Origin of the sequence: Pseudoduganella plicata, from assembly GCF_004421005.1 — a bacterium.
Classification (GTDB): Bacteria; Pseudomonadota; Gammaproteobacteria; order Burkholderiales; family Burkholderiaceae_D; genus Rugamonas; species Rugamonas plicata.
Genome location: NZ_CP038026.1, coordinates 1,045,176 through 1,068,905 on the forward strand (window position 1 = coordinate 1,045,176; position 23,730 = coordinate 1,068,905).

Annotated in this window: 24 protein-coding genes and 1 pseudogene; 13 read left to right on the forward strand and 12 right to left on the reverse strand. The window is 66.1% G+C overall.

What is annotated here, in order from left to right:
- Window positions 1-14 precede the first annotated feature (14 nt).
- On the reverse strand, window positions 15-1,622 hold the full coding sequence (locus E1742_RS04440; RefSeq protein WP_134383735.1) for a GMC family oxidoreductase: 1,608 nt from the start codon (window positions 1,620-1,622) through the stop codon (window positions 15-17).
- Between the two features lie 244 nt (window positions 1,623-1,866).
- On the opposite strand from E1742_RS04440, the gene E1742_RS26615 reads away from it, so the two are divergent.
- Complete coding sequence (locus E1742_RS26615) at window positions 1,867-2,484, forward strand: RNA polymerase sigma factor (protein ID WP_166793419.1); 618 nt, start codon at window positions 1,867-1,869, stop codon at window positions 2,482-2,484.
- Here the strand turns inward: E1742_RS26615 and E1742_RS26620 are convergent.
- The 4 genes and pseudogenes from E1742_RS26620 to E1742_RS04460 all read right to left on the reverse strand — a co-directional run bounded on the left by E1742_RS26620 (window position 2,447) and on the right by E1742_RS04460 (window position 4,579).
- Complete coding sequence (locus E1742_RS26620; protein WP_166793364.1) at window positions 2,447-2,662, reverse strand: type 2 periplasmic-binding domain-containing protein; 216 nt, start codon at window positions 2,660-2,662, stop codon at window positions 2,447-2,449. The two genes, E1742_RS26615 and E1742_RS26620, sit on opposite strands and share 38 nt — an antisense overlap.
- A gap of 68 nt (window positions 2,663-2,730) precedes the next feature.
- Window positions 2,731-3,411 (reverse strand): annotated as a pseudogene (locus tag E1742_RS27345) (LysR family transcriptional regulator); the annotation flags it as partial.
- 65 nt (window positions 3,412-3,476) lie between these two features.
- Window positions 3,477-4,256, reverse strand: coding sequence for an SDR family oxidoreductase (locus tag E1742_RS04455; protein WP_134383738.1), 780 nt, complete (start codon window positions 4,254-4,256; stop codon window positions 3,477-3,479).
- Entirely contained in the window at window positions 4,253-4,579 is a 327-nt protein-coding gene (locus E1742_RS04460; RefSeq protein WP_166793420.1) for a nuclear transport factor 2 family protein, read from the reverse strand. The genes E1742_RS04455 and E1742_RS04460 overlap by 4 nt, the downstream gene beginning before the upstream one ends.
- A gap of 96 nt (window positions 4,580-4,675) precedes the next feature.
- On the opposite strand from E1742_RS04460, the gene E1742_RS04465 reads away from it, so the two are divergent.
- Window positions 4,676-5,605, forward strand: coding sequence for a LysR family transcriptional regulator (locus tag E1742_RS04465; protein WP_229466518.1), 930 nt, complete (start codon window positions 4,676-4,678; stop codon window positions 5,603-5,605).
- Here the strand turns inward: E1742_RS04465 and E1742_RS04470 are convergent.
- Window positions 5,602-6,375: an alpha/beta fold hydrolase gene (locus E1742_RS04470; protein ID WP_134383740.1), complete on the reverse strand. Its 774-nt coding sequence runs from the start codon at window positions 6,373-6,375 to the stop codon at window positions 5,602-5,604. The genes E1742_RS04465 and E1742_RS04470 overlap by 4 nt on opposite strands.
- Before the next feature lie 160 nt (window positions 6,376-6,535).
- Here E1742_RS04470 and E1742_RS26630 point away from each other — a divergent pair, with 160 nt between their 5' ends.
- A complete protein-coding gene (locus tag E1742_RS26630; protein WP_166793421.1) occupies window positions 6,536-7,615 on the forward strand; it encodes a GAF domain-containing protein in 1,080 nt (359 codons plus the stop codon).
- A gap of 224 nt (window positions 7,616-7,839) precedes the next feature.
- Here the strand turns inward: E1742_RS26630 and proX are convergent, their stop codons facing one another.
- Genes proX through proV form a run of 3 tightly spaced genes read right to left on the reverse strand, consistent with a single transcriptional unit; the run spans window position 7,840 to window position 11,246 of the window.
- The gene (gene proX, locus E1742_RS04480) at window positions 7,840-8,907 is read right to left on the reverse strand and encodes a glycine betaine/L-proline ABC transporter substrate-binding protein ProX (RefSeq protein ID WP_134383742.1); all 1,068 of its coding nucleotides are present in this window, start codon (window positions 8,905-8,907) and stop codon (window positions 7,840-7,842) included.
- A gap of 15 nt (window positions 8,908-8,922) precedes the next feature.
- The gene (gene proW, locus E1742_RS04485) at window positions 8,923-10,014 is read right to left on the reverse strand and encodes a glycine betaine/L-proline ABC transporter permease ProW (RefSeq protein WP_134383743.1); all 1,092 of its coding nucleotides are present in this window, start codon (window positions 10,012-10,014) and stop codon (window positions 8,923-8,925) included.
- Entirely contained in the window at window positions 10,011-11,246 is a 1,236-nt protein-coding gene (gene proV / locus E1742_RS04490) for a glycine betaine/L-proline ABC transporter ATP-binding protein ProV (protein ID WP_134383744.1), read from the reverse strand. The genes proW and proV overlap by 4 nt, the downstream gene beginning before the upstream one ends.
- Between proV and E1742_RS26365 the strand changes: the two genes are divergently transcribed.
- The 8 genes from E1742_RS26365 to E1742_RS04530 all read left to right on the forward strand — a co-directional run bounded on the left by E1742_RS26365 (window position 11,239) and on the right by E1742_RS04530 (window position 17,141).
- Window positions 11,239-11,535, forward strand: a complete 297-nt coding sequence (locus tag E1742_RS26365; RefSeq protein WP_134383745.1) for a hypothetical protein — start codon at window positions 11,239-11,241, stop codon at window positions 11,533-11,535. The two genes, proV and E1742_RS26365, sit on opposite strands and share 8 nt — an antisense overlap.
- Before the next feature lie 374 nt (window positions 11,536-11,909).
- On the forward strand, window positions 11,910-11,984 hold the full coding sequence (gene pqqA, locus E1742_RS04500; RefSeq protein ID WP_134388015.1) for a pyrroloquinoline quinone precursor peptide PqqA: 75 nt from the start codon (window positions 11,910-11,912) through the stop codon (window positions 11,982-11,984).
- Window positions 11,985-11,999: 15 nt separating this feature from the next.
- The gene (gene pqqB, locus E1742_RS04505) at window positions 12,000-12,923 is read left to right on the forward strand and encodes a pyrroloquinoline quinone biosynthesis protein PqqB (protein ID WP_134383746.1); all 924 of its coding nucleotides are present in this window, start codon (window positions 12,000-12,002) and stop codon (window positions 12,921-12,923) included.
- The gene (gene pqqC / locus E1742_RS04510) at window positions 12,920-13,633 is read left to right on the forward strand and encodes a pyrroloquinoline-quinone synthase PqqC (protein ID WP_134383747.1); all 714 of its coding nucleotides are present in this window, start codon (window positions 12,920-12,922) and stop codon (window positions 13,631-13,633) included. The genes pqqB and pqqC overlap by 4 nt, the downstream gene beginning before the upstream one ends.
- A complete protein-coding gene (pqqD, locus tag E1742_RS04515) occupies window positions 13,630-13,887 on the forward strand; it encodes a pyrroloquinoline quinone biosynthesis peptide chaperone PqqD (RefSeq protein ID WP_259772429.1) in 258 nt (85 codons plus the stop codon). The genes pqqC and pqqD overlap by 4 nt, the downstream gene beginning before the upstream one ends.
- A gap of 3 nt (window positions 13,888-13,890) precedes the next feature.
- A complete protein-coding gene (pqqE, locus tag E1742_RS04520; RefSeq protein WP_134383748.1) occupies window positions 13,891-15,006 on the forward strand; it encodes a pyrroloquinoline quinone biosynthesis protein PqqE in 1,116 nt (371 codons plus the stop codon).
- 129 nt (window positions 15,007-15,135) lie between these two features.
- Window positions 15,136-15,474, forward strand: coding sequence for a DUF485 domain-containing protein (locus tag E1742_RS04525; protein WP_134383749.1), 339 nt, complete (start codon window positions 15,136-15,138; stop codon window positions 15,472-15,474).
- Entirely contained in the window at window positions 15,474-17,141 is a 1,668-nt protein-coding gene (locus tag E1742_RS04530; RefSeq protein ID WP_134388018.1) for a cation acetate symporter, read from the forward strand. Before E1742_RS04525 ends, E1742_RS04530 begins: the two co-directional genes overlap by 1 nt.
- Window positions 17,142-17,269: 128 nt before the next feature.
- On the opposite strand, the gene E1742_RS26635 is transcribed toward E1742_RS04530, so the two are convergent.
- Window positions 17,270-18,022: a PEP-CTERM sorting domain-containing protein gene (locus E1742_RS26635; protein WP_229466520.1), complete on the reverse strand. Its 753-nt coding sequence runs from the start codon at window positions 18,020-18,022 to the stop codon at window positions 17,270-17,272.
- A 376-nt stretch (window positions 18,023-18,398) separates the two neighbouring features.
- Here E1742_RS26635 and E1742_RS04540 point away from each other — a divergent pair, with 376 nt between their 5' ends.
- Window positions 18,399-19,490 carry a sensor histidine kinase gene (locus tag E1742_RS04540; RefSeq protein WP_166793422.1) on the forward strand — a complete coding sequence of 364 codons (1,092 nt, stop codon included), beginning with the start codon at window positions 18,399-18,401 and terminating at the stop codon, window positions 19,488-19,490.
- Window positions 19,491-19,513: 23 nt separating this feature from the next.
- Here the strand turns inward: E1742_RS04540 and E1742_RS04545 are convergent, their stop codons facing one another.
- Window positions 19,514-20,668 carry an epoxide hydrolase family protein gene (locus E1742_RS04545; RefSeq protein ID WP_134383751.1) on the reverse strand — a complete coding sequence of 385 codons (1,155 nt, stop codon included), beginning with the start codon at window positions 20,666-20,668 and terminating at the stop codon, window positions 19,514-19,516.
- A gap of 150 nt (window positions 20,669-20,818) precedes the next feature.
- Between E1742_RS04545 and E1742_RS04550 the strand changes: the two genes are divergently transcribed.
- Entirely contained in the window at window positions 20,819-21,463 is a 645-nt protein-coding gene (locus E1742_RS04550) for a TetR/AcrR family transcriptional regulator (RefSeq protein WP_134383752.1), read from the forward strand.
- Window positions 21,464-21,526: 63 nt separating this feature from the next.
- Here the strand turns inward: E1742_RS04550 and E1742_RS04555 are convergent, their stop codons facing one another.
- Window positions 21,527-23,725, reverse strand: coding sequence for an OsmC domain/YcaO domain-containing protein (locus E1742_RS04555; protein WP_134383753.1), 2,199 nt, complete (start codon window positions 23,723-23,725; stop codon window positions 21,527-21,529).
- Window positions 23,726-23,730 lie beyond the last annotated feature (5 nt).

Consider the following 23,730-nt stretch of genomic DNA (forward strand, 5'->3'; position numbering starts at 1 on the left):
AGGCGAAGCTGCCCTCAGATGTGGTACTTCGCCTTGAGGATGTCCGCGGCGCGCTCGCCGATAACGACGCACGGCGCCATCGTATTGCCCGTCGTGATGCGGGGCATGATCGACGAGTCGGCGATGCGCAGGTTCCTGACGCCATACACTTCCAGGTCGCCATTGACCACCGACATGGTATCGCGCCCCATCTTGGCCGTGCAGGACTGGTGCCAGTACGTGACGGCGCCGTTGCGCAGGTAGCGCTGCATGTCCTCCAGCCCCAGGTTGCCCGGCATGCTCTCGTGCGTGACGAGGTGGCGGAATGCGCTGGCGTTGCCCAGCTCGCGGCACATCCGCACGCTCGCCAGCGCCGACGCCATGTCGTCCGGGTGCGACAGCGTGTTGGCGCGGATGATCATCGCATCGTCGGCATCGGGGCCGGACAGCAGCAGGCGGCCGCGGCTCTTCGGATGCGCCAGGCCGGCGAACATCGTCCAGCCATGCGCCGGCACGCCGCGCGCCGCGTTCTCGGCGCTGGGCACGGGGAATTCGACCTGGCAGTGCAGCATGTCCGGCGCGTCCAGCGTCGGGTTGCTCTTCCAGTACAGCGTCGCTTCCGACCCGCCGTTGCCCACCTGCTGCGGTTCGCGGTACTCCCAGATGCAGCCGAACGACACATGATCCTGGTGATTCCTGCCGACGCCGGCCAGGTGCTGGCGGACCTTGATGCCGTGCCGTGCCAGCTCGTCTTCCGGGCCGATCCCCGACTGCATCAGCACCTTGGGCGTGTTGACGGCGCCCAGCGACAGCACCACCTCGCGCGCGGCATGGAACCGCACCGGCTGCCCGTCGAGAATGACGTCGACACCCGCCACCCGGTTGCCGTCGAACGTCAGTTTCGACACCAGCGCGCCCGTGATGACCGTCAGGTTGGGCTGGGCCATGCGCGGATACGTGTAGGACCGGAACACCGACAGCCGCTTGCCGTCGCGGATGCGCAGGTCGTTGATGGCTGCGCCACCGTCTCCTTCCATCATGGCGCCGTTCGGGCTGTCGAACGTGGGCACGCCCAGCGAACGGGCGGCTTCCAGCATGGCGGTTGCCGTCGGTTGCGGATCGCGGGCCGGCGCCACGTAGACAGGACCGCCCTCGCCCCGGCGTGCCGGGTCGGCCGGGCCGTGCCAGTCTTCGACGCGGCGGTAGATGTCCAGCACGGAGGCATAGTTCCACGCATCGTCGCCCGCCTCGGCGGCAAAGTAGTCCCAGTCGCTGCGGTGGCCGCGGGCCCACACCATGACGTTGATGCTGGACCCGCCGCCCAGCACCTTCCCCATGTTCATCGGGATCGACCGGCCGTTGAGGAATTCGTTCGGCTCGGCCATGAAGCCCCAGTCGCGCTCCGTGCCCAGGTTGTGCGGCCACAGCGCCGGCTCGGTGACGCTGGCCGCCTCGTCGCTGCCGCCGGCTTCGAGCAGCAGCACCCGCACTTCGGGATGTTCGGCCAGCCTGGCCGCGACCACGGAGCCGGCGGAACCGGCACCGCAAACAATGAAGTCAAACTCGGTCTGGCGGCACCGGGCCGCCTGGTTGGCCTGGACGGCCTGCGCGAATGCGCGTTCGTCGGAAATCGTGATGGTCATGCTGTACTCGTCGTGTTGGATTCAAGTTGGGATGGACGCCTGCGACGCTGCCGCGACGTGCTGTTGCATGGGATGCACCGCCATGAAGTTGCCGATTATATCGATTTGATCGTTTCTGCCGATTCGCATTCGATATGGCCAGCGATCGGCCCCGTCGATGGTGGCCCGTGACCACGCGGCGTCGATGGCTCGCCATACGCAGAATCGATTGGTCTGGTCCGGCGGATTGCCGCACGATCCGTCCATGAGCTCCCCCTCCCCACGACATCGCCATCTGGCAAACCTGATCGTCGCCGCCCACGCCGACCATGCGGCGTTCAAGGCACTGCACGCACTGACCCGCGAATACCTGTACCACGTCGCCCTGACGTTGCTGCGCTCGCCCAGCCTGGCGGAGGAAGCGCTGCAGGAGGCTTACCTGAGCATCTGGCTGCACGCCGGTTCATTCCGCCCGGGCGTCGGCAGCCCGATGACGTGGCTGATCGCCATTGTCCGGAACCGGGCGCTGAGCATGCTGCGCAGCCATGCCTGCGACCCGATCATTGCATCGCCGGAGGCAGCGCTAGCGGAAGCCAACGCGGAGGTGGATGCGAGCGCCGACGCCACCGGGCTGGCACAGCTGGAAGGGGCGCTGATGCGGCTGGCGCCGCCGCACCGCCAGACCATCGCGCTGGCCTTCGGGCGCGACATGACGCATGCGGAGATGGCGCAACACCTGGGAGTGCCGCTGGGGACGGCAAAGAGCTGGCTGCGGCGCGGCCTTGAACGGCTGCGCACGTGCCTCGAGGAGGCGGGGACGCCGCATCGCCCGGGCAGCGCGTCCGTCAGGCCAGGCCGGGGGCCAATCCTCTGTCCGCCATGACGGCCTGCACCTGGGAGCGCAACCACTGCAGGCCCGGGTCGTCGTCGCCCGCCGCGTGCCAGGCCATGCACATCGAGTACGTGAGGAACGGGAAGGCCAGCTCGACGATGTCGACGCCGGGCGGCATCGACGGCCCCAGGAAGGCCGGGACAGCGCAGACCAGGTCGCTCGCCGCCACGATCGCCCCACGGCCGTGAAATCCTGCACGGCCACCACGGTATGGCGCGTATGGCCCAGCCGGTACAGTTGCTCGTCCATGGCGCCGTGCAGGCTGCCGTCGCGCGCAACGTTAACGTGGTCGAGCATGCGGTAATCGTCCAGGGTCATCGGTGCCCTGCCCCGGGCGTGCCCGGCGCGCTGCACGAGCACGTATGGCGCCGTGACCAGCTCGCAGCTCATCAGGCCTGGTGGCAGCAGGCACGCCGCGCTGAAGCAGAGATCGACCTCGCCGCGTTCCAGCCGGCTCGCCAGGTCGGGTTCGTCCGGACTGGCCAGCCTCAGCTGCAATTGCCGGTTGCCTTGCGCCTGCAGCCGCCCCGCCAGGCCGGGCAGCACGACGGCCGTGGCCGTATTATTGGCGGCCAGCGTGAAGATGCGCGCCGCCCGTGCCGGGTCGAAGTCGTCCGTGGCGGGGCGCACGGCCGTCGTCAGCGCCAGCAGTGCCGGCTGCAGCCGGCGATGCAGCTTCAAGGCGAACGGCGATGGCGCCAGGCCGCGTCCGCTCTCGGCGGGCACCAGCAACGGGTCGCCGAACAGCAGCCGCAGGCGCGACAGCTGCGCCGAGAGCGCCGGCTGGCTCAAGTGCAGGCGCATGGCCGCCCGCGTGACGTTGCACTCCTCCAGCAGCACGTTCAGCGAGATCAGCAATGGCAGGTCCGCGCCGCGCAGCGGTGCCGACGAGCGGGGAACAATGGGAAGCTTTGTCATGGGTCCATCCGTTGAGTAGTCGAGACAGCGGCCACGCCAAGCGCGGCGGGCCGCTGCATCGGTGGTCAGACCGTCGGGATCGTTCCGCCGTCGATCACCAGTTCCGCGCCATGCACGGACACGGCCAGTGGTGACAGGAGGAATGCTACCAGTTCGGCAACTTCCTGTGGCCTTCCTGGCCGCCCGATGGGGATGCCGCCGAGCGACGCCATCAGGTCGTTGCGCGCCTCGGCCACGCTCATTTGCCGATGCGCCGCCATCCTTTCGATCAGGCCCTGCGCGGCTGTCGTCTCGATAAAGCCGGGCGCCACGCTGTTGACGCGGATGCCGCGCGGACCGAACTCGTTGGCCAGCGACTTGCTGTAATTGCTGAGCGCCGCCTTGGCCGCGGCATAGGCAACCGTGGCGTCGTACAGCGGCAGCCGGCGCTGGATCGACGTGATGTGCACGATGCTGCCGGCGCCACGCGCCAGCATGGCCGGCAGGAAGGCGCGGTCCAGCCGCACGGCCGCCAGCAGATTCGACTGGAGGGCGTCGTCCCACAGTTCGTCCGTCAGCGCCAGCGCGCCGCCGCCCGGTGCCGACGAACCGCCGACGTTATTGACGAGGAAGTCCAGATGGCCCAGTTCGCGCCCGACGATGTCGGCAACATGGCGCGCGCCGGCAGCGGTGCCGATGTCCGCCTGCAGGTAGCGCACACCCTCGATGGGCTCCGTCGGGGCGTTACGCGCCGTGGTGATGACCGTGGCGCCGCGCTGTGCCAGGGTGCGCACGATCGCCTCGCCCATGCCCTTGGTGCCGCCCGTGACCAGCGCGTGCTTGCCGGTGAAGGAATAGTCGCTCATGCAGCGATCTCCAGTGCGCCGATGCCGCCCGGCTCCAGCACGAACGCGAACGCCATCGCCGTCGGACTGCCGGGGAAGTTGCCATGCACGGTAGCGTGCAGGCGGTAGCGGCCGTCGGCCTGCGTGGCGCTGCGCGGTTCGATGGTGAACCGGTAGCGCTGCGCCACCTCGCGCGCCCATGCCGCGATCGCGGCGGTGCCGCGGTGCACGGCGCCTTCGTCGCGCACGGTGCCGTCGGGGGTAAAGCTCGCGGCAATCGCCGCCGTGTCCTGGTGGTTGGCCGCGTCCACATAGGCCGCGACCTGGCTGGGTAAGTCAATCATGGAGTTCTCCTGTTGAAAGTGTGGCGCCAGTGTACGGTCGGGCGGCATGGCGAAAAAGCCGTCAAAGCGCTATGCTCCATGAACCACAAGTTCAAAATGACCGACATGAGCTCCCTCGAACTGATCCGCCTCTTTCTTGCCGTTGCTGAACACCGCAGTTTCACGCACGCGGCGCGGCGCCTGAACGTCAGCCCGACGGCCGTCAGCAAGGGGGTGCGTGCGCTGGAGGGAAAGCATGGGGTGACGCTGTTTACCCGCAATACGCGCAGCGTTGCGCTGACGGATGCGGGGACGAACCTGCTGGCGGTCCTGAAGCCCGCCGTCGGCCAGATCGACGAGGCGTTTGACGAACTGGCGCGGTTCCAGCAGCGGCCCTCGGGGCACTTGCGCATCACGGCGCCGCGCGCCTTCGGCTACCTGCTGGCGCGGCATCTGGTGCCGCGCATGCGCACGGCCTGTCCGGACATCACCTTCGACCTGTCCCTCGACGACGGCCTGGTGGACCTGGTGGGCGCCGGCTACGATGCGGGCGTGCGGCTGGGCCAGTCGGTGGCGCAGGACATGGTGGCGATGCGCCTCAGCCGGCCGCTGTCGTGGTCGATCGTGGCGGCACCCGACTATTTCGCGCGGCACGGCACGCCGCAGGTGCCGCGCGACCTGCTGCGGCATGCCACGATCCGTTACCGTTTCTCCACGTCCGGCGTGCTGCCACCGTGGCGCTTCACGGACAGCGACGGCGAACTGCTGCTCGATACGGACGCCGCCGTGTGCGCCAACGACACGGGGATGATCGCCGAGCTGGCCCGCAAGGGGCTGGGCATCGCGTGGCTGCCCGATATCGAGATCGAGGAAGACATCCGGCAAGGCCGCCTGGTGCGCGCGCTGACGCGCCACGTGCCCGGGACGTCCGGCCTCTACCTGTACTTCCCCATGCGCAGCCAGAACCAGCCGAAGATGCGGGCCCTGATCGGCCAGGCGATGCAGCTGGCCGAAGAAGGCTTGCTCGACGTTGGCCGGCCCGTCTAGCTGCCCTGCCGCGTTGCCGCCACCGCGTCCAGGATCACCTTGGCGACGTCCGCCGGGCGCGACTGCTGGGGCACGTGGCTGGCGGCCAGCTCCGTCGTCCTGGCGCCGATCTTTTTCGCCATGGCGCGCTGCAGGCCGGGGTCGATCATCCGGTCCCGGTTGCTGACGATGAACCACGATGCCCGCGTCTTCCACGCGGCGACCGTCACCTTGTCGGCAAACGCCTTGGACTGGATCGGTCCTTGCGTTGCCGTCATGACGGCGGCCTGCACGGCAGGCACGTCCTGCGCGAAGTCTTCGCGCATGGCCGCTTCTGGCAGCGTCAGGTAGCCCTCCCGGTCCGCCACGAACCGCTTGCTGCCGGGCGCGGCCGGATACCCTTCGCCCGTTTCGGCGGTGGACTTGCCGGCCTCGGGCGCGAAGGCGGCCACGTAGACGAGGCTGCCCACCTTGTCGTGCTGGCCGGCCTCGGTGATGACCGTGCCGCCCCACGAGTGACCGACCAGCACGACCTTGCCGGGCTGGCTGTCGATGGCGCGGCGGGTCGCCGCCACGTCGTCGGCCAGCGATGTCAGCGGATTTTGCACGGCGGTCACCTTGACGCCCTTCGCCTGCAGCAGCGGGATCACCCTGGCCCAGTCAGACCCGTCGGCAAAGGCGCCATGCACGATGACGACCGATGGGCCGGCATCGGCGGCATGGGCATGGGCGCCGAGGGTGGCGAAGACTGCGGCGGCGGCCAGCGCGCGCAAACGGGTATGGACGTTCATGATGACTCATGTCAGGTGATTGGTATGGTTGGCATGGCGGGCGCCGTGCGATCGCTTCGCCCGCATCCCATATACGCGCCGGCTGGCAAATCGGATGCAGTGAGGAATGCGGTGCGCGCGCCGCCGCCGGGGCCGGCAGGCGTCGGCTATACTGCCGCCCATGAACAGCCCCATCATCACCACGGCCCAGGCAGCGAAGATCCTGGGCGTCTCGGCGCGCACGGCGCAACTGTGGATCGAAAGCGGTGTCATTCCTTCGTGGAAGACGCCGGGCGGCCACCGGCGCATGTATGAGACGGACGTGCTGGCGACGCTGGAGCGGGGCAGCGATGCCCGGGCTGTCGCCTGGCGTGTGCTGGTGCTGGCGCCGGCGGACGACCACGCACGGTGGACGGGCGCATTGGCGACGCTGGACGTGGCGCAGATCGACTGTGTCGACGACCCCGTTGCGGCCGCCGTCGGCCTGGGCGGCGGTGCGTACGACATGCTGCTGGTACAGAGCGACGGGCCGGACGAGTCGCTGCCGCGCTTCCTGACGGCGCTGCGGGCCATCCCATCGTTGAGCCGGCTGAAGATCGCGATCGCCAGCCGCCCGTCCGTGCAAGCGCCGGCGGACCTGCCATTCACGATGGTCGGCCTGGACGGTGGGCCGGAGGCCGCCGTGGCGGAGCTGGCGCGGCAATTGCCGCTGAAACCGCTGCCGGCTCCGGCGTTGCCGATCCAGCTGCGCGATGCCTCGTTCCCCGTCGGACCCGACGAAGCGCGCCGGCTGGCCGCCGTGCGCCGCGCCGGCATTCTCGACAGCGCCCCGGAACAGGTGTTCGACAACCTGGCCCAGCTGGCGGCGCTGAGCCTGTCGATGCCGTACGCGCTGATCACGGTGCTGAGCGAGGACCGGCAGTGGTTCAAGACGCGCATCGGCCTGGACCTGCGCGAGACGCCGCGCAGCTGGGCATTCTGCAACCACACGATCCTGCAGCCGGGCGTGCAGGAGTTTTCCGGCATGGACGCCGACCCGCGCTTTGCCGACAATCCGGCCGTCGCGGGCGCGCCGCACTTCCGGTACTACGCCGGCGCGCCCGTCACGGACGACCGCGGCTTCGCGCTCGGCTCACTGTGCGTCATCGATACGAAGCCGCGCAAGCTCAGCGCTGCCGAGGTGCAGATCCTTGGGCAGCTGGCGCGGCAGGTCTCGGCGGAAATCGTCCGGACGATCCGCTCCGCCGGGCCACGCAGATAACGAGCGCACATCCCGGCGGGGGGCAAGCCTGTCATCGAACCCAGACCGTCTACCGGGGATGGTCTGCGTGGAACGACACGCGGGCGGTGTCGTCGACTGAAAATGTGGTGCCTGTCACCGGTTTTGACGTGCCTTAAAATGTGGTGCCTGTCACCGGTTTTGACGTGCCTTCGGTTATCGGGCCTGCTTCGCGGGCCCTCTTCCAGGCGTTACCTGCTGTTGCCTCAACTACCCTCTTTTGCCGGCGCCCGCGCTGCCGCCAGCGCCTGCGCAATCCAGCCATCGAACAACGCCTGGTGATACCGGATCCAGCCGGCCGTGTGCCGCGCGATATCGGCCTGCGTGTTTTCGCCCTTGCGCATGCGCTCGTTCTGCGCGTTGATGTCGGCAATCGGCAGGCGCATCACTTCGAACAGCCGGACGGCCGCCGGGTTCTTCTCGGCCCAGGCGCGGTTGACGACGATGCGTGTCGTATTGACGGAAAAGCCGTAGTCGCTGCCGTCGTCCAGGCGGGTGCTGGCGCCCTGCGGATTGGCCGAAAACGGCGCCTGCAGCCAGACGACGTCCTTGCCTGGCACCAGCACGCCGCTGACCCAGTACGGCGTCCACGTGTAGTACAGGATCGGCTCGCCCCGCCGGTAGCGGCCGATGGTGTCGGCGATCAGCGCGGAATAGCTGCCCTGCACGTGCGCGACCGTCGGCCGCAGCTTGTAGGCGTCCAGATGATGCTCGATCATCGCTTCGCAGCCCCAGCCCGGATTGCAGCCGGTCAGGTCGGCCTTGCCGTCGCCGTCATGGTCGAACAGTTTCGCGATCGCCGGGTCGCGCAGCTGGTCGATATTGGTGATGCGGTACTTCTCGGCGCTCGCCTTGTCGATCATGTAGCCCTGCGCGGCCGGACCGGCGTACTGGCCCGTGCGCAGCAGTTTCGCGTCGCCGCCCGCGTTATCGTAATAATCCCGGTGCAGCGGGTCCCAGTGCACGGCCAGGTACGTCGCATCGCCGTTGGCGATGGCGATGTGCGCCGTCGGATAATCCACTTCCCTGATCGGCTGTGGCTCATAGCCCAGCTTTTCCAGCGCCCGGTCCACCAGCATTGTCTGGAAGGTCTCTTCGCCGATCGGGCTTTGCAGCGCCTGGACCTTGATGCCCTTGCCGGGCAGGCCGGCGTCCGGCGTCTGCGCCAGCGCCAGACCCGTGGTCAGCGTGAGCGCGGCCAGCGCCAGCGCCGACAGCCACTGGAACCTGCGCTGCTTCCTGCGTGTTACTTCGAAATGTTTGACGTGCTGCATAACGATCCTTTCTTCTTATTGTGCGGCTGCGGGCGCGGTGTGGCCGGCCGGGCCGGAGGCCGTGGAAGCACCGCGCACCAGGCGCACGATGAAACCGGCCGGGCCGGTCTGGTACCAGTGACGCACGCCGCGACTCGGCTGGCCCAGCGACTGGGTCACGCGGTCCAGCGTGATGGCCAGCACGACGATGCCCAGACCGCCGACGGTAGCCAGCCCCATGTCCAGGCGGCCGATCCCGCGCAATACCATCTGGCCCAGGCCGCCGACGGCGATCATCGACGCGATCACCACCATCGACAGCGACAGCATCAGCGACTGGTTGATGCCCGCCATGATGGACGGCATGGCCAGCGGGAGCTGCACGCGCGTCAGCAGCTGCCAGGGCGACGCACCGTAGGCGCGCGCCGCTTCGATCAGGTCGGGGCGCACCTGGCGAATGCCCAGAGTGGTCAGGCGCACCAGCGGCGGCAGGGCAAAGACGATGGTGACGATGACGCCCGGCGCATTGCCGATACCGAACAGCATCACCACCGGCACCAGATACACGAAGGCGGGCGTCGTCTGCATGGCGTCCAGGAGCGGGCGCAGGATGTTCTGCGCGCGGTCGCTGCTGGCCAGGAAGATCCCCAGCGGCAGGCCGATCGCCAGGCAGAACGCGAGCGACGTCAGCACCAGCGACAGCGTGACCATCGCCTCGGGCCAGACACCCAGCAGCGCGACTACCAGCAGTGCCGCCACGGTACCGACGGCCAGCGCGCGGCTGGTGAACTGCCATGCCAGCAGGCCGACGATGGCGATCACCACGGGCGCCGGGGCGGCCAGCAGCACGTCGCCGGCACCCGTCAGGGTCGCGTCGATCGGTGCGCGCACGGCCTGGAAGAACGGCCGGCAGTGCGCGACCACCCAGCCCAGGCCGTCGTTGATCCAGGCTTGCAGCGGCAGCGAACCGTGGAACAGCTGTGATAACGCGCTCGCGTGTTCTTGTGTCGCCGCGGGCGGGCCGGCGTCCAGCCACGAAGTATCGGTCGGAGGGGTGGGCAGCCATGGATTGACCGGTGCGGCAGCCTGCGTGCCCTGCTCCAGCGAGGTGACGGTATCGGTGTTCATGCTTGTCCTTTCTGAGTCTGTGGTTCCGCTATGGCGGGCGTGTCGCGGTCGAGGAATTTCAGCAGGGTGGTCTTGCTGATCGCGCCGCGGAAGTCGCCGTCGCTGGCCACCACGGGGACGGCGTACGGGAGCTGTGCCACCTGGCCGACCAGGCCGGCGACGGGTTCGTCCGCGGCGATGGTCTGCACGTCCGGCAGGAATGCATGCGCCAGCCCCAGCGGCCCCGTGTGGCCGTCCAGCGCGCTGCGCAGCGAATCGGCCGAGACCACGCCGAGGAAGCGGCGCCGCGGATTGACGACATAGGCATACGCCCGGTCCTGCTCTTCAAGCATCGACAGCGCGGCGCGTGCACCGCGCGCCGGCGATTCGGACACGATGATCTGGCTCTTGCGCGCGATATCGCCGGCCTTGAAGACGGCCGCCGCATCGACGCCGCGCACGAAGCTGCGCACGTAATCGTTGGCGGGCCGGCGCAGGATTTCCTCCGGCGTGCCCACCTGCACCACGTGGCCGTCCTTCATGATGGCGACGCGGTCGCCGATGCGCATGGCTTCGTCCAGGTCGTGCGAAATGAAGACGATGGTGCGGCGCCTGACCTGCTGCAGGCGCAGCAGCTCCGACTGCATCTCCGTGCGCATGATGGGGTCGAGCGCGGAAAACGCCTCGTCCATCAGCAGGATCGACGGATCGCAGGCCAGCGCGCGCGCCAGGCCGACCCGCTGCTGCATGCCGCCGGACAGCTCGTCCGGATAGCTGGCGGCATAGCCGGCAAGGCCGACCTGTTCCAGCGCCTGCCGGGCCAACGCGTGGCGCTCGGACTTCGGCATGCCCGCCAGCTCCATGCCGAACGCGGTGTTGTCGAGCACCGTCAGTTGCGGCAGCAGCGCGAACGACTGGAACACCATGCTGATGTCCTTGCGGCGCAAGGCGCGCAGCTGCGCGTCCGGCAGCGTGTTGATGTCGGCGCCGTCGATCAGGATGCGGCCGGCGGTCGGCTCGATCAGGCGGTTCAGCATGCGCACCAGCGTGGACTTGCCGGAACCGGACAGGCCCATGATGACGAAGATCTCGCCTGCCTCGATGGTAAAACTGGCGTCGAATACGCCGATCGTGCAGCCGGTGGCGGCCAGGATGTCCTGCTTGCCTGCGCCCTGGCGTACCAGCGCCAGGGCCTCGTCGGGCTGATCGCCGAACACTTTGAAGACATGGTCGATGAGGATTTGTTTGGCCACGTTGTGGTTCTCCTTCGATTTCGCGTTGAGTGAAACCCGACGGCCACAGGCCGTGACGGGAATCGGCAAACCCCGGGGCGTCGACAAGCACTCGGCGATAACGCTGGCGCGCTGGCGCACGCTCGCGACGGACAGGGGCGAGACACGGGTGTCCGACCAGGCCGATGCCTGTATGCCGGGGTGTCAGGTGCGTGCCGGAAGAAGCTGGGGTTCAGGACTTCCGGCCACGCGGGTGCGCTGCAATGGCAGCGGCACCTGGCTGTTTGACGAAAACGTCAAACGGTATTGAGTAAGGGCGCATGGCCCGATTGCGACGTTCCCCGTACTGCAGGGAACCGGCAAGGATGCCGTCAAATCTGTTGTAAATGTGTATCAATTGTAACGCAACAGGGGCCGCGCGTCCAGTCCCTTCATTAATGAAATATGCGCGAAACGTTAGTTGATGCACATAGACGGTGAATTGATGCAACGTGACAGAAGTTGCGCGCGCCGGCACCCGCGGTCACGCACTGATCGATTCCGCAACAGTCGCTGTGTCAAAACGGGACAGGTGTGTCACGCCAGCGGCCTTGCACCCGCATAGCCACTCGATGGCACGCTTGCTGCTACTGCATCCTCGACTGCACATCCGCAGCAATCTTGACCACCCCTAGGAGAGCGACCATGACCTGGACCACACCGCAATTCACCGACCTGCGCTTCGGTTTTGAAATCACGCTGTACATCGCCAACCGCTAGCGCAGGCAGTCGCCCGTGAGGATCATCGTTCTGGGATCGGCTGCGGGCGGCGGCTTCCCCCAGTGGAACTGCAATTGCCGCAACTGCCGTGGTGTGCGCAGCGGGACGGTTGCCGCCACGCCGCGCACGCAGTCGTCGATTGCCGTCTCGTCCAATGACACGGACTGGCTGCTGATCAATGCCTCGCCCGACATCCTGGCGCAGATCCGCGCCACGCCGGCGCTGCAACCGGCGCGGGCAACGCGTGATTCCGGCATCGCCGCCGTGATGCTGATGGATGCGCAGGTCGACCACGTCACGGGCCTGCTGATGCTGCGGGAGGGAAAACCGCTGCCGCTGTACTGCACGGCGCCCGTGTGGAACGATCTCAACACGGACCTGCCGCTGGCGCCCGTGCTGTCGCATTATTGCGGCCTGCGCTGGCATCGGCTGGACACCGTCGGCGACGGCCCGGCCATGCATCCGGTGCACGTGCCGGGCATGGATGGGGTGCGCTTCACGCCGCTGGCGCTCTCGAGCAAGCCGCCGCCCTACTCGCCGCACCGGGCGCATCCGCAGGTGGGCGACAACATCGGCCTGCTGATCGAAAACCTGGCGAGCGGCCGGTCGCTGTTTTACGCGCCGGGGCTGGGCGCCGTCGAGCCGCAAGTGGATGCGGCGATGCGCCAGGCCGACTGCGTGCTGGTGGACGGCACGTTCTGGCGCGAGGACGAAATGATCCGCCACGGCTTTTCCCACAAGAGCGCGGCCGACATGGGCCACCTGCCGCAGTCGGGCGAAGGCGGCATGATTGCCGTGCTGGACCGGCTGGAATGCCGCAAGGTCCTTATTCACATCAACAATACCAACCCGATCCTGGACGACGACTCGGAACAGCGCGCGATCCTGGCGCGCCACGGCATCGAAGTCGCCTTCGACGGCATGGAGATCGCCCTATGACAGACAACCCGGCCTGGAGCCGCGGCGAATTCGAAGCGCAGCTGCGCGCCCGCGGCGCGGGCTATCACGTCCATCATCCGTTCAACGTGCGGATGAACGACGGCCTGCTGCGCCCGGGGCAGATCCGCGCCTGGGTCGCCAACCGCTTCTACTACCAGGTGAACATTCCGCGCAAGGACGCCGCCATCCTGGCGAACTGCCCCGACCGTGCAACGCGGCGCAAATGGGTGCGGCGCATCCTCGACCATGACGGCAATGGGGAGGACAACGCAGGCGGTATCGAGGCATGGCTGAGGCTGGGCGCGGCCGTAGGGCTCGATGCGGACGCGTTATGGTCGCAGCAAGACGTCGTGCCCGGCGTGCGGTTTGCCGTCGATGCCTACGTCAATTTTGCCCGCCAGGCACCGTGGCAGGAAGCGGTCTGCTCGTCGCTGACGGAAATGTTCGCGCCGCAAATCCACAAGGACCGCCTGGCCAACTGGCCCGTGCACTACGGCTGGATCGACCCGGACGGCCTGCAGTACTTCCGCAGCCGCATCCGCCTGGCCGAGCGCGACGTCGAGCACGGCCTGCAGGTCACGCTCGACCACTTCACGACGCGGGCGGCGCAGGAACGGGCCCTCGACATCCTGCAGTTCAAGCTCGACATCCTGTGGGCGATGCTCGACGCCATCGAAAAAGCCTGCCCCGACAGCGAGGTGCCGCAGTGATTCCCGACAAACCCCATCTTTCGCGCCGCTTCCGCATGCAATGGGAAGAAGCGCAAGGCAACTACGTACTGCTGTACCCGGAGGGCATGGTCAAGCTCAATGGCAGTGCGGCCGAAATCCTGAAGCGCTGCGACGGCGAGCACAGCGTGCCGGCCATCGTCGACGAACTGGAAGCCGCGTTCGATACGGGCGGTCTTGCGGCGGACGTGGACGGATTCCTGCGCGCCGCGAGCGAGCGCGGCTGGCTGGACTGACGCATGAGCGCACCACCCATTGCCGCACCGCTGTGGCTGCTGGCGGAACTGACTTACCGCTGCCCGCTGCACTGCGCCTTCTGCTACAACCCGGTCGATTACGCGCACCACCGGACCGAACTTTCGACCGCGCAGTGGGTCGACGTGATGCGCCAGGCGCGCCGGCTCGGCGCGGCCCAGCTGGGGTTTTCCGGCGGCGAACCGTTGCTGCGCGACGACCTGGAAGAGCTGATCGGCGAAGGACGCCGGCTGGGCTTCTACACGAACCTGATCACCTCCGGCATCGGGCTGACGGAGCCGCGGATCGCCCGGATGAAGGAACTGGGACTGGACCACATCCAGCTGTCGTTCCAGGACTCCACGCGCGAGATGAACGATTTCCTGTCGAGCACCAAAACGTTCGACCTGAAGTCGCGCGTGGCGCGCCTGATCAAGCAATACGACTACCCGATGGTGCTGAACGTGGTGCTGCATCGCTACAACCTCGACCACGTGGACCGCATTATCGACATGGCGCTGGCGATGGGCGTCGAGTACCTGGAACTGGCCAACACGCAGTATTACGGCTGGGGCATGGTGAACCGTGCGCAATTGATACCGACCCGCGAGCAGTTGCAGCGCGCCGAAGCGGTCGTCAACGAATACCGCGCCCGCATCGGCAGCCGGGTGCGCATCCTGTTTGTCGTGCCCGACTATTTCGAGGAACGGCCCAAGGCGTGCATGAACGGCTGGGGCTCCGTCTTTCTCGGTATTTCGCCGGACGGCACCGCCCTGCCCTGCCATGCCGCGCGCACGCTGCCGGGCGTCGCCTTTCCCAATGTACGCGACTACAGCGTCGAGGAGATCTGGTACGCGAGCGGCGCCTTCAACCGCTACCGGGGCGACGCCTGGATGAAGTCGCCTTGCAGCACGTGCCCGGAAAAGCATCGGGATTTCGGCGGATGCCGCTGCCAGGCGTATGCGCTGACGGGCGACGCGGCAAACGCCGATCCCGTCTGTGCGCATTCGCCGCAGCATGCCGCCGTGCAGGCCATTGTCATGGACTCGCCATTCCGGTCGACGGGCCAGCCGATTATCTTCCGCACCGATGCCAATTCGCGCCGCCTCGTACCCGGCTGACTTCCTGCGGCCAACCCGCCTTTGTCTCCACACCGTAAGCACGCGGTAAGAAATGTTGCGTAGGGTGTTAATCTGGCAGCTTGCAACACAGGAGCTGGCCCTACAAAAAATTACCCGGAGACAAGCATTATGGAACAAGACCTCGTTCATTTGGTCAAGAACGACCCCAATTACCAGAAGCTGGTGAAGACCCGCTCGCGTTACGGCTGGATGCTCGCCTGGTCCGTCATGGTCGTCTACTACGGCTTCACGGCGCTGAACGCGTTCGGCAAGGAATTTATGGCCGGCAAGATCGGCGACGGCGTCATGTCGCGCGGCGTGCCGCTCGGCCTGTTCGTGATTTTCTTCACTGTCGCCGTCACAGGGATCTACGTGCGCCGTGCCAACCGCGAATTCGACGCGCTCACGGACGCCATCCACAAGAACGCCGCCGCCCATGCAAAACAGCCGGAAGAGGTGAAGGCATGATGGCCCGCACCGCCCTGCGCGGCGCCGCTGCCGCCCTTGTCGCCTTGGCCGCCACCGGCACCGCTCTGGCCGCGCCCGACCTGGGCCAGTCCACCAAGCAGGCCACCAACTGGACGGCGATCGCCATGTTTGCCGCGTTCGTGCTGCTGACGCTGTTCATCACCAAATGGGCCGCCAAGCGCACCCGTTCGGCATCGGACTTCTACACGGCCGGCGGCGGCATCACCGGCTTCCAGAACGGTCTTGCCATTGCCGGCGACTTCATGTCGGCCGCATCGTTCCTGGGCATTTCGGCGGCCGTGTTCGTCAGCGGTTTCGACGGCCTGATCTACGCGATCGGCTTCCTCGTCGGCTGGCCCGTGCTGACATTCCTGATGGCCGAGCGCCTGCGTAATCTGGGCCGCTTCACGTTTGCCGACGTGGCCGCCTACCGTTTCGCCCAAAAACCGGTGCGCCTGTTTGCCGCATCCGGCACGCTGGTTGTCGTGCTGTTCTACCTGATCGCGCAGATGGTCGGCGCGGGCCAGCTGATCAAGCTGCTGTTTGGCCTGGACTACTGGATCGCCGTCGTGCTGGTCGGCCTGCTGATGATGGTGTACGTGCTGTTCGGCGGCATGACCGCCACCACGTGGGTGCAGATCATCAAGGCCGTGATGCTGCTGGGCGCGACGACCTACATGGCGTTTGCCGTGCTGGCCCTGTACAACTTCAGCCCGTCCGCACTGTTTGCCGAGGCCGTCAACGTGCACGCCAAGGGCGACGCGATCATGGGCCCGGGCGGCTTCATCAAGGACCCGATCTCCGGCATCTCGTTCGGCATGGCGCTGATGTTCGGCACCGCCGGCCTGCCGCACATCCTGATGCGCTTCTTCACGGTCCCGAGCGCCAAGGAAGCGCGTAAATCCGTGCTGTGGGCCACCACGTGGATCGGCTATTTCTACGTGCTGGTGTTCATCATCGGCTTCGGCGCCATCGTGCTGGTCGGCACCAACGCCGGCTTCAAGGACGCCGCCGGCAAGCTGCTGGGCGGCGACAATATGGCGGCGGTGCACCTGGCGAAAGCCGTCGGCGGCGACGTCTTCCTGGGCTTTATCTCGGCCGTGGCGTTTGCCACGATCCTGGCGGTAGTCGCCGGCCTGACCTTGTCCGGCGCCTCGGCCGTGTCGCACGACCTGTACGCCACCGTCATCAAGAAAGGCAAGCCGGCACCGGGCAGCGAGCTGCGCGTGTCGAAATTCACGACCATCGTGCTGGGCGTCATCGCCGTTCTGCTGGGCATCGTGTTCGAGAAGCAGAACGTCGCGTTCATGGTGTCGCTGGCGTTCGCGATTGCCGCATCGGCCAACTTCCCCGTGCTGTTCATGTCCGTCCTGTGGAGCAAGTGCACCACGCGCGGCGCCACCGTCGGCGGTTTCCTGGGCCTCATCACGGCCGTCACCTTGACGGTGTTGTCGAAATCGGTCTGGGTCGACGTGTTCCACAACGCCTCGGCCATCTTCCCGTACACGTCCCCTGCCCTGTTCTCGATGACCGTTGGCTTTGTCGGCATCTGGCTGTTCTCGGTGACGGATTCCAGCAAGCGCGCTGCCATCGACAAGGCGGGCTTTGAGGCGCAGGAAGTGCGTTCGGAGACAGGGATTGGCGCGGCTGGGGCGAGCGCGCACTAAGCGCCACTGACTCAATCGTCCACGTAGTGGGAAGCCGGGATCGCAGCCGCGATCCCGGCTTTCTTTACGGCTGACAAGTTCGTGCCTTCCGGTCGAGAGGGTGCCTCCGCTGCTGACGGAGGGCGACCTCAGTTCACGGCGGCACCTTTGCGGCGGCGCGCAACGTAACCCAGGATGCCAAGGCCGCCGATCAGCATGCCATATGTGGCCGGCTCGGGCACTGCGGATACATGCAGGGTCAACACGACGTCGTCGGCTCGAATACTGGCCAGTGCGGTCCCGAAATTGTAGCCCCAGCCGCCGTCCGGGTGGTAAAGCCAGACCTCCTCTGCCTGTGCTCGGAGACTCGCGTACGAGGTGATGAAGAGGCCGAAGGTGTTCTCCACGGTGTCCGAGTATTGCGTCCCGAAGGCGTGCGAGCCGTTCAAGTTGAACACTCTTCCCCCACGGACCTCGGTGTCTGTATCCCCGTGCTGGACCCACATGGACATGGACGTCAAGGTGGAGGCGTCGCCTGGGGCCACGCTAATCTCGCCCGGCCAGTTCTGCCAGCCGTTCTGAGAAGTGAGTTCAACCGTTCCAACGTACGTGCCGCGCAGCGTCATCGAAGTGACGCGATAGCCTTCTGCTATCGACCCGATGAAACTCGCGTCCCGGTCAAACTGGTCGCTACCCCTCGTCACGGTGGCGCCGACGATGATGTTCTCGAACCCGATTCGTACAATCCCGTCCTCATCCGAAAGCAGGTTCATACTCATCCACTGATCGTGGAATTGGCCAAATTCGAGACTGAAACCTTCCGTGTCGATCCGTGTAGCAGCTTGCGTCGTCATCGAGGTGAATGTGGCGGCAGCCAGTAATGCAGCAGCGAGAGCTTTCATGGTGTGCTCCTGATTCGTTAGCGTTCGGTTGGGTATTGCGGCAACATCGGGTGACGCCGTGGCCACTTCGCACGAATCGTCCCAAGATGCCCCTTCACGTTACGCCGCTCGCATCATGGAAGCAACGACACGGTTGCAGTCCAGTCGCATTTGCGGCGCCGGGCCAGAGGTCTTACGAGAACCGCGTGTAACGAACGGCGTGTTGGTTTTGCCAGATGGCGGCCCGAGGTCCGGCCGCTGCGGAGCCAGTGCCGCAGAGCCAGGTCACGCAGCGTCGTGCCCCGGGGTTGTAGTCGACGTCGCCAAGGCAGACGCACCTCTGGCCAAAAGCCCGGTATCCTGTCAGCCGGAACTTCTACTTTCATGCGCCCCGAACATGGCTGAATCCTGCACCGATCTGCACCAACGCCTCATGCTGCTGCGCGACACGGTCTTTGCGTCGTGGCTGGCGGCCGTGCGGGAACAGGTACGCTTCGCGCACGAACTGCCTGCGCCCTTGCTGCTCGATACCTTGCCAATTTTTTACGAACATCTCTGTTCCGTCGCATCGGGGGAAACGTTCAATTATCGCCAGTCGACCTTGGCGTCGGAACACGGCGGCGAACGCGCGCGGCTGACGAGATACGACGTCGAAACGGTCGCCCATGAGATTCAGCTGTTCAGAAGTGTCCTGTTCTCGGCATGGGGGAACGCCGGCTTTGCACTCTCGCGCGACCAGTCGGCCAGACTTAACTCCCTGATCGATGAGGCGATTCGCGAATCGATCACGGGCTTCATATTATGCAAAGCTGCCGCGCGGGAGCAGTTCAGCGCCGCCGCCGTCCATGATATCCGGGGCCGGCTTTCCGATGTATCGATGGCCGTCGATCACATCCGTGAAGCGCAGCAAACGGACACTGCGCACCGGCTCGCGGCGCTCGCGTCCCAGCATCTCGAGCGCATCGGTTCGATGCTGTCGGAGATGCTGGACATGTCGATGCTGTCTCCTCCCGCGGATGACACGATCGAGCTGCAGGCGCTGGATTTACGCGAAGTGCTTGTGGACGTGGTCCGCGCCTCCACGGCAGCGCCCAGAACCGAAGTGATCGCGATCCCTGTGCAGGGATTCTGGCATCGCGATTCGATATCGAAGGCGATCGAAAACCTGCTGTCGAATGCGGTCGAGTACAGCGACCCGGGAACGCCCGTCACCGCAACCTTGCGCAGCTACGGCGGCCGCGTGGCACTGTCCATCACGAACGAAGGGCCGCCCATTCCACCGGACCGCATCGAAGCGATCTTTCAGCTCTACAAGCGAACCGCCATGAAGGGCGAAGGCGGCTGGGAAATCGGACTTCCGTTCGTGCGCAGCGTCGCCGAGCAGCATGCGGGAAGCATCGCCGTGGAATGCCGGCACGGCTATACGACCTTCATACTCGACACGCCCGTCGATCCGCGACCGATTCTCACGGCGCGGATGCGCAGATAGCGGCCGTCGTCGTCGGCGCCAACTCAGCGCATGGCGCGCACCGTCGCGCGAACCTCATCGACAAACACCGCTGGCTGCTCCATCGCGGCAAAGTGGCCGCCGCGCGCCGGCTCGTTGAAGTGGACCAGGTTGGCAAAGCGCCGCTCGGCCCAGCGTTTCGACAGGCGCATCTGCTCGCCGGGGAACATGCTGATGCCGGCCGGCGTCGGCATCGGCGTTGCCGGCGCCCCGCCTCGCTGCATCGACTGCATCGTCTCCCAGTAAAGCCGCGCCGAACTGGCGCCGGTGTTGGGCAGCCAGTACAGCATGATGTCGTCGATGATGTGATCGAGTGGGAAGACGCTTTCAACGTCGCCGCCGCTGTCGGAGACGTCCTGGAACAGCGCATAGATCCACGCAGCCAGTCCGACAGGCGAATCTGCCAGGCTGAAGCCGATCGACTGGGGCCGCGTGCCCTGCACTTTGAAATACCCGGAGAATTGCTGGTCATAGCGCTGCGCATCGTCGAGCATCTTCTGTTCGTGCGGCGTGGCCTCGGCACGTTCCTGCTCGGTCGGCTGGAACATCACCATGTTCAGGTGAATGCCCACCAGCCCCGGCGGCGCCTTGTAGCCAAGCGTTGCCGTGACCGCGCCGCCCCAGTCGCCGCCCTGGGCGGCCCATTGGTCATAGCCAAGACGCTGCATCAGGACGATCCACGCGTCGGCGATACGGTCGATGGTCCAGCCGGTGGCCGTCGGCTTGCCGGAGAAACCGAAGCCCGGCAGGGACGGGATCACGAGGTGGAATGCATCCTTCGCCTCCCCGCCATGCGCGGCGGGGTCGGTCAGCGGCTTGACCACGTCGCGAAATTCCAGCACGGAGCCGGGCCAGCCGTGCGTCATCAAGAGCGGCATTGCATCCGGCTCGGGCGATCGGATGTGCAGGAAATGGATGTCCAGGCCATCGATTTCCGTACGGTACTGGCCGAAATCGTTCAACATGGCTTCACAGCGGCGCCAGTCGTAGCCATCTTGCCAGCGATCGACCAGGGCACGCAACCTGGCCTGCTGCGGGCCCTGGCTGGTGTCGGACACGGTTTCGGCATCGGGCCAGCGCGTGCGCGCAAGGCGGCTGCGCAAGTCGGCAAGATCGCTCTCGGGTACGGCAAGGTGGAACGGGTGAATCGTGGTGGACATGGACTTCCTTGGTTGTGCTACGCTGCCGACCGGCATGGCGCCGGGATGGATTGAACTGTGAGGCGAACTGAACTGCACTAAATTGAACTGGCGAGTCTAGTTTAACGATAAGTTATCATTTGTGTAAAGCGATTTGACAAGGGCAGCGGCATGACAGCGGAAGTGGCGGCAAAACGTGGACGTGGCGGACGGCCGCCGGCCGATCGGGCCGGCGATGTCGAGGCCCGCCTGCTCGCGGCGGCGACACGTTTGTTCCTCGAGCGAGGCTACGACGGGACCACCTGCGATCAGGTGGCGCTGGACGCCGGCGCGGGCAAGGCCAGCATTTATGCGCGCTACGCCAACAAGGGTGCGTTGTTCACTGCCGTGATCGACAATATGCTGGGGCGTCCGCCCGGGCAGAGCGAGGTTGCGACCGAAACGCCGCTGCGCGAGCGCCTGCAGACGGTCGGGATGAGTGTGCTGGCCGATGCGCTGCATCCGGATGCGCTGGCCTTGCTGCGGCTGGTGGTGAGCGAGATGCCGCGCTTTGCCGGCACGGGCGTGCATGCCGAGCAGTTATTCTGGCAGGCAGGTGTGCAGCGGGTGGCGGGGGCGATTGCGGTGCGTGAGCCGGACCACGCCACCCAGGCGGTCGAACCTGCTCAGCAGTTTATCGAGCTGGTGCTAATGGCGCCGCTGATGCGTGCGCTGTTGGGCGAGCCGGTGGCGCCGCTCATCGAGTCCGCGCCGGGTCGTATCGATGGGGCCATTGCTGCGCTGGAGGCCGCCGGGGCACTGGCGAACTGGACGTAACCGACGCCCTGCGATGCGGTGTGCCGCTCGTCGTTGACCGCGGCACCACCGGCTTAAGGCTGCTTAGCGGTTGGCGAAAGCCGCGCGCGCCTTGTGCAGCTTGCGATAGCTGTCCAGCAAACGCTGATGTCGGTCCAGCCCTTCCAGACCCATGCCGACCGGCGTCAGCCCATGGAAGCGCACGCTGCCGTCGATCGCGCCCAGCGCCGCATCCATGCGCGCGTTACCGAACATACGGCGGAAGTTGGCGACGTAGTCGTCGATCTCCAGGTCGTCGTCCAGCTCCACTTCCAGCACCACGTTCAGCGCCTGGTAGAACAGGCGACGTTCGACGGTATTGTCGTTGTACTGCAGGAAGGCGCCGACCAGGTCGTGCGCGTCCTCGAAGCGTTTCAGCGCCAGGTTGATCAGCAGCCGCAGTTCCAGCACCGTCAGCTGGCCCCACTCCGTGTTCTCGTCGAACTCGATGCCGATCAAGGTGGCGATGTCGGAATACTCGTCCAGCTCGTTGTTTTCAAGGCGGTCGAGCAGCGCTTCCAGCTGCGCGTCGTCCAGGCGGTGCAGGTTCAGGATGTCTTCCCGGAACAGCAGCGACTTGTTGGTGTTGTCCCAGACCAGATCCTCGACCGGGTAGACCTCGGAATAACCCGGCACCAGGATGCGGCAGGCCACCGCGCCCAGCTCGTTGTATTCGGCGATATACACTTCCTTGCCCGCGTCGGCCAGCAGGCCCAGCAACGCGGCGGCTTCCTCGGCGTTGGCGTTCTCGCCTTCGCTGGTGAAATCCCACTCGACAAAGTCGTAATCGGACTTCGCGCTGAAGAAGCGCCACGACACGACGCCGCTGGAATCGATGAAGTGCTCGACGAAGTTGTACGGCTCCGTCACGGCCGCGCTGGCAAACGTGGGCGGCGGCAGGTCGTTCAGGCCTTCGAAGCTGCGGCCCTGCAACAGTTCCGTCAGGCTGCGCTCGAGCGCCACCTCGAAGCTCGGGTGCGCGCCGAACGACGCGAACACGCCGCCCGTGCGCGGGTTCATCAACGTCACGCACATCACCGGATACTGCCCGCCCAGCGACGCATCCTTGACGAGCACGGGGAAGCCCTGCTCTTCCAGCGCCTGGATACCAGCCAGGATGCCGGGATACTTCGCCAGCACTTCCTGCGGCACGTCCGGCAACGCCAGCTCGCCTTCGATGATCTCGCGCTTGACCGCCCGCTCGAAAATCTCGGACAGGCACTGCACCTGCGCTTCCGCCAGCGTATTCCCGGCGCTCATGCCATTGCTGGCGTACAGATTCTCGACGAGGTTCGACGGGAAATACACCGTCGCACCATCGGACTGGCGTACGAACGGCAGCGAGCAGATGCCCCGCGCCACGTTGCCGGAGTTGGTATCGATCAGGTGCGACGCACGCAGCTCGTCTTCCGGGTCATAAATCGACAGAGTGTATTCATCGAGGATCTCCTCCGGCAGCGCATCCTTGCGCCGCGGCTTGAACCAGCGCTCGTTCGGGTAATGCACGAACGGCGCGTTGGCGATGTCCTCGCCCCAATAGGCGCCGGCATAGAAGTGGTTAGCGCTGAGGCGCTCGATGTACTCTCCCAGCGCCGAGGCCAGCGCGCTCTCTTTCGTCGCGCCCTTGCCGTTGGTGAAGCACATCGGCGAATGCGCGTCGCGGATATGCAGCGACCACACGTTCGGCACGATATTGCGCCACGACGCGATCTCGATCTTGATGCCGAGCCCCGCCAGCAGCGCCGACATATTGGCGATGGTCTGCTCCAGCGGCAGGTCCTTGCCCGGAATGTAGGTCGCGGTATCGCCGCCCGGCTTCACCGTCAGCAGCGCCTGCGCATCGGCGTCCAGGTTCTCGACTTCCTCGATCACGAACTCCGGCCCCTGCTGCACGACCTTCTTGACGGTGCAGCGGTCGATCGAGCGCAGGATGCCCTGGCGGTCCTTGTCGGAGATGTCCGCCGGCAGCTCGACCTGGATCTTGAACGTCTGCTGGTAGCGGTTTTCCGGATCGACGATATTGTTCTGCGACAGCCGGATGTTCTCCGTCGGGATATTGCGCGTGTCGCAGTACAGCTTGACGAAGTAAGCGGCGCACAAGGCCGACGACGCCAGGAAGTAGTCGAATGGCCCGGGCGCCGAGCCGTCGCCCTTGTAGCGGATCGGCTGGTCGGCGATCACCGTGAAGTCGTCGAACTTCGCTTCGAGGCGAAGCTTGTCGAGAAAATTGACCTTGATTTCCATGATGG

What these genes read in the sequence shown, in the direction of transcription:
- pqqC (WP_134383747.1), top strand. Translation starts at nt 12,920, where the DNA reads ATGACAGACAACCCGGCCTGGAGCCGCGGCGAATTCGAAGCGCAGCTG.
- E1742_RS26635 (WP_229466520.1), bottom strand. Translation starts at nt 18,022, where the DNA reads ATGAAAGCTCTCGCTGCTGCATTACTGGCTGCCGCCACATTCACCTCG.
- E1742_RS04550 (WP_134383752.1), top strand. Translation starts at nt 20,819, where the DNA reads ATGACAGCGGAAGTGGCGGCAAAACGTGGACGTGGCGGACGGCCGCCG.
- E1742_RS04465 (WP_229466518.1), top strand. Translation starts at nt 4,676, where the DNA reads ATGACCGACATGAGCTCCCTCGAACTGATCCGCCTCTTTCTTGCCGTT.
- E1742_RS04460 (WP_166793420.1), bottom strand. Translation starts at nt 4,579, where the DNA reads ATGATTGACTTACCCAGCCAGGTCGCGGCCTATGTGGACGCGGCCAAC.
- E1742_RS04545 (WP_134383751.1), bottom strand. Translation starts at nt 20,668, where the DNA reads ATGTCCACCACGATTCACCCGTTCCACCTTGCCGTACCCGAGAGCGAT.
- E1742_RS26615 (WP_166793419.1), top strand. Translation starts at nt 1,867, where the DNA reads ATGAGCTCCCCCTCCCCACGACATCGCCATCTGGCAAACCTGATCGTC.
- proW (WP_134383743.1), bottom strand. Translation starts at nt 10,014, where the DNA reads ATGAACACCGATACCGTCACCTCGCTGGAGCAGGGCACGCAGGCTGCC.
- E1742_RS04540 (WP_166793422.1), top strand. Translation starts at nt 18,399, where the DNA reads ATGGCTGAATCCTGCACCGATCTGCACCAACGCCTCATGCTGCTGCGC.
- E1742_RS04530 (WP_134388018.1), top strand. Translation starts at nt 15,474, where the DNA reads ATGGCCCGCACCGCCCTGCGCGGCGCCGCTGCCGCCCTTGTCGCCTTG.
- E1742_RS04555 (WP_134383753.1), bottom strand. Translation starts at nt 23,725, where the DNA reads ATGGAAATCAAGGTCAATTTTCTCGACAAGCTTCGCCTCGAAGCGAAG.
- E1742_RS04440 (WP_134383735.1), bottom strand. Translation starts at nt 1,622, where the DNA reads ATGACCATCACGATTTCCGACGAACGCGCATTCGCGCAGGCCGTCCAG.
- E1742_RS26630 (WP_166793421.1), top strand. Translation starts at nt 6,536, where the DNA reads ATGAACAGCCCCATCATCACCACGGCCCAGGCAGCGAAGATCCTGGGC.
- pqqE (WP_134383748.1), top strand. Translation starts at nt 13,891, where the DNA reads ATGAGCGCACCACCCATTGCCGCACCGCTGTGGCTGCTGGCGGAACTG.
- E1742_RS04470 (WP_134383740.1), bottom strand. Translation starts at nt 6,375, where the DNA reads ATGAACGTCCATACCCGTTTGCGCGCGCTGGCCGCCGCCGCAGTCTTC.
- proX (WP_134383742.1), bottom strand. Translation starts at nt 8,907, where the DNA reads ATGCAGCACGTCAAACATTTCGAAGTAACACGCAGGAAGCAGCGCAGG.
- E1742_RS04455 (WP_134383738.1), bottom strand. Translation starts at nt 4,256, where the DNA reads ATGAGCGACTATTCCTTCACCGGCAAGCACGCGCTGGTCACGGGCGGC.
- E1742_RS04525 (WP_134383749.1), top strand. Translation starts at nt 15,136, where the DNA reads ATGGAACAAGACCTCGTTCATTTGGTCAAGAACGACCCCAATTACCAG.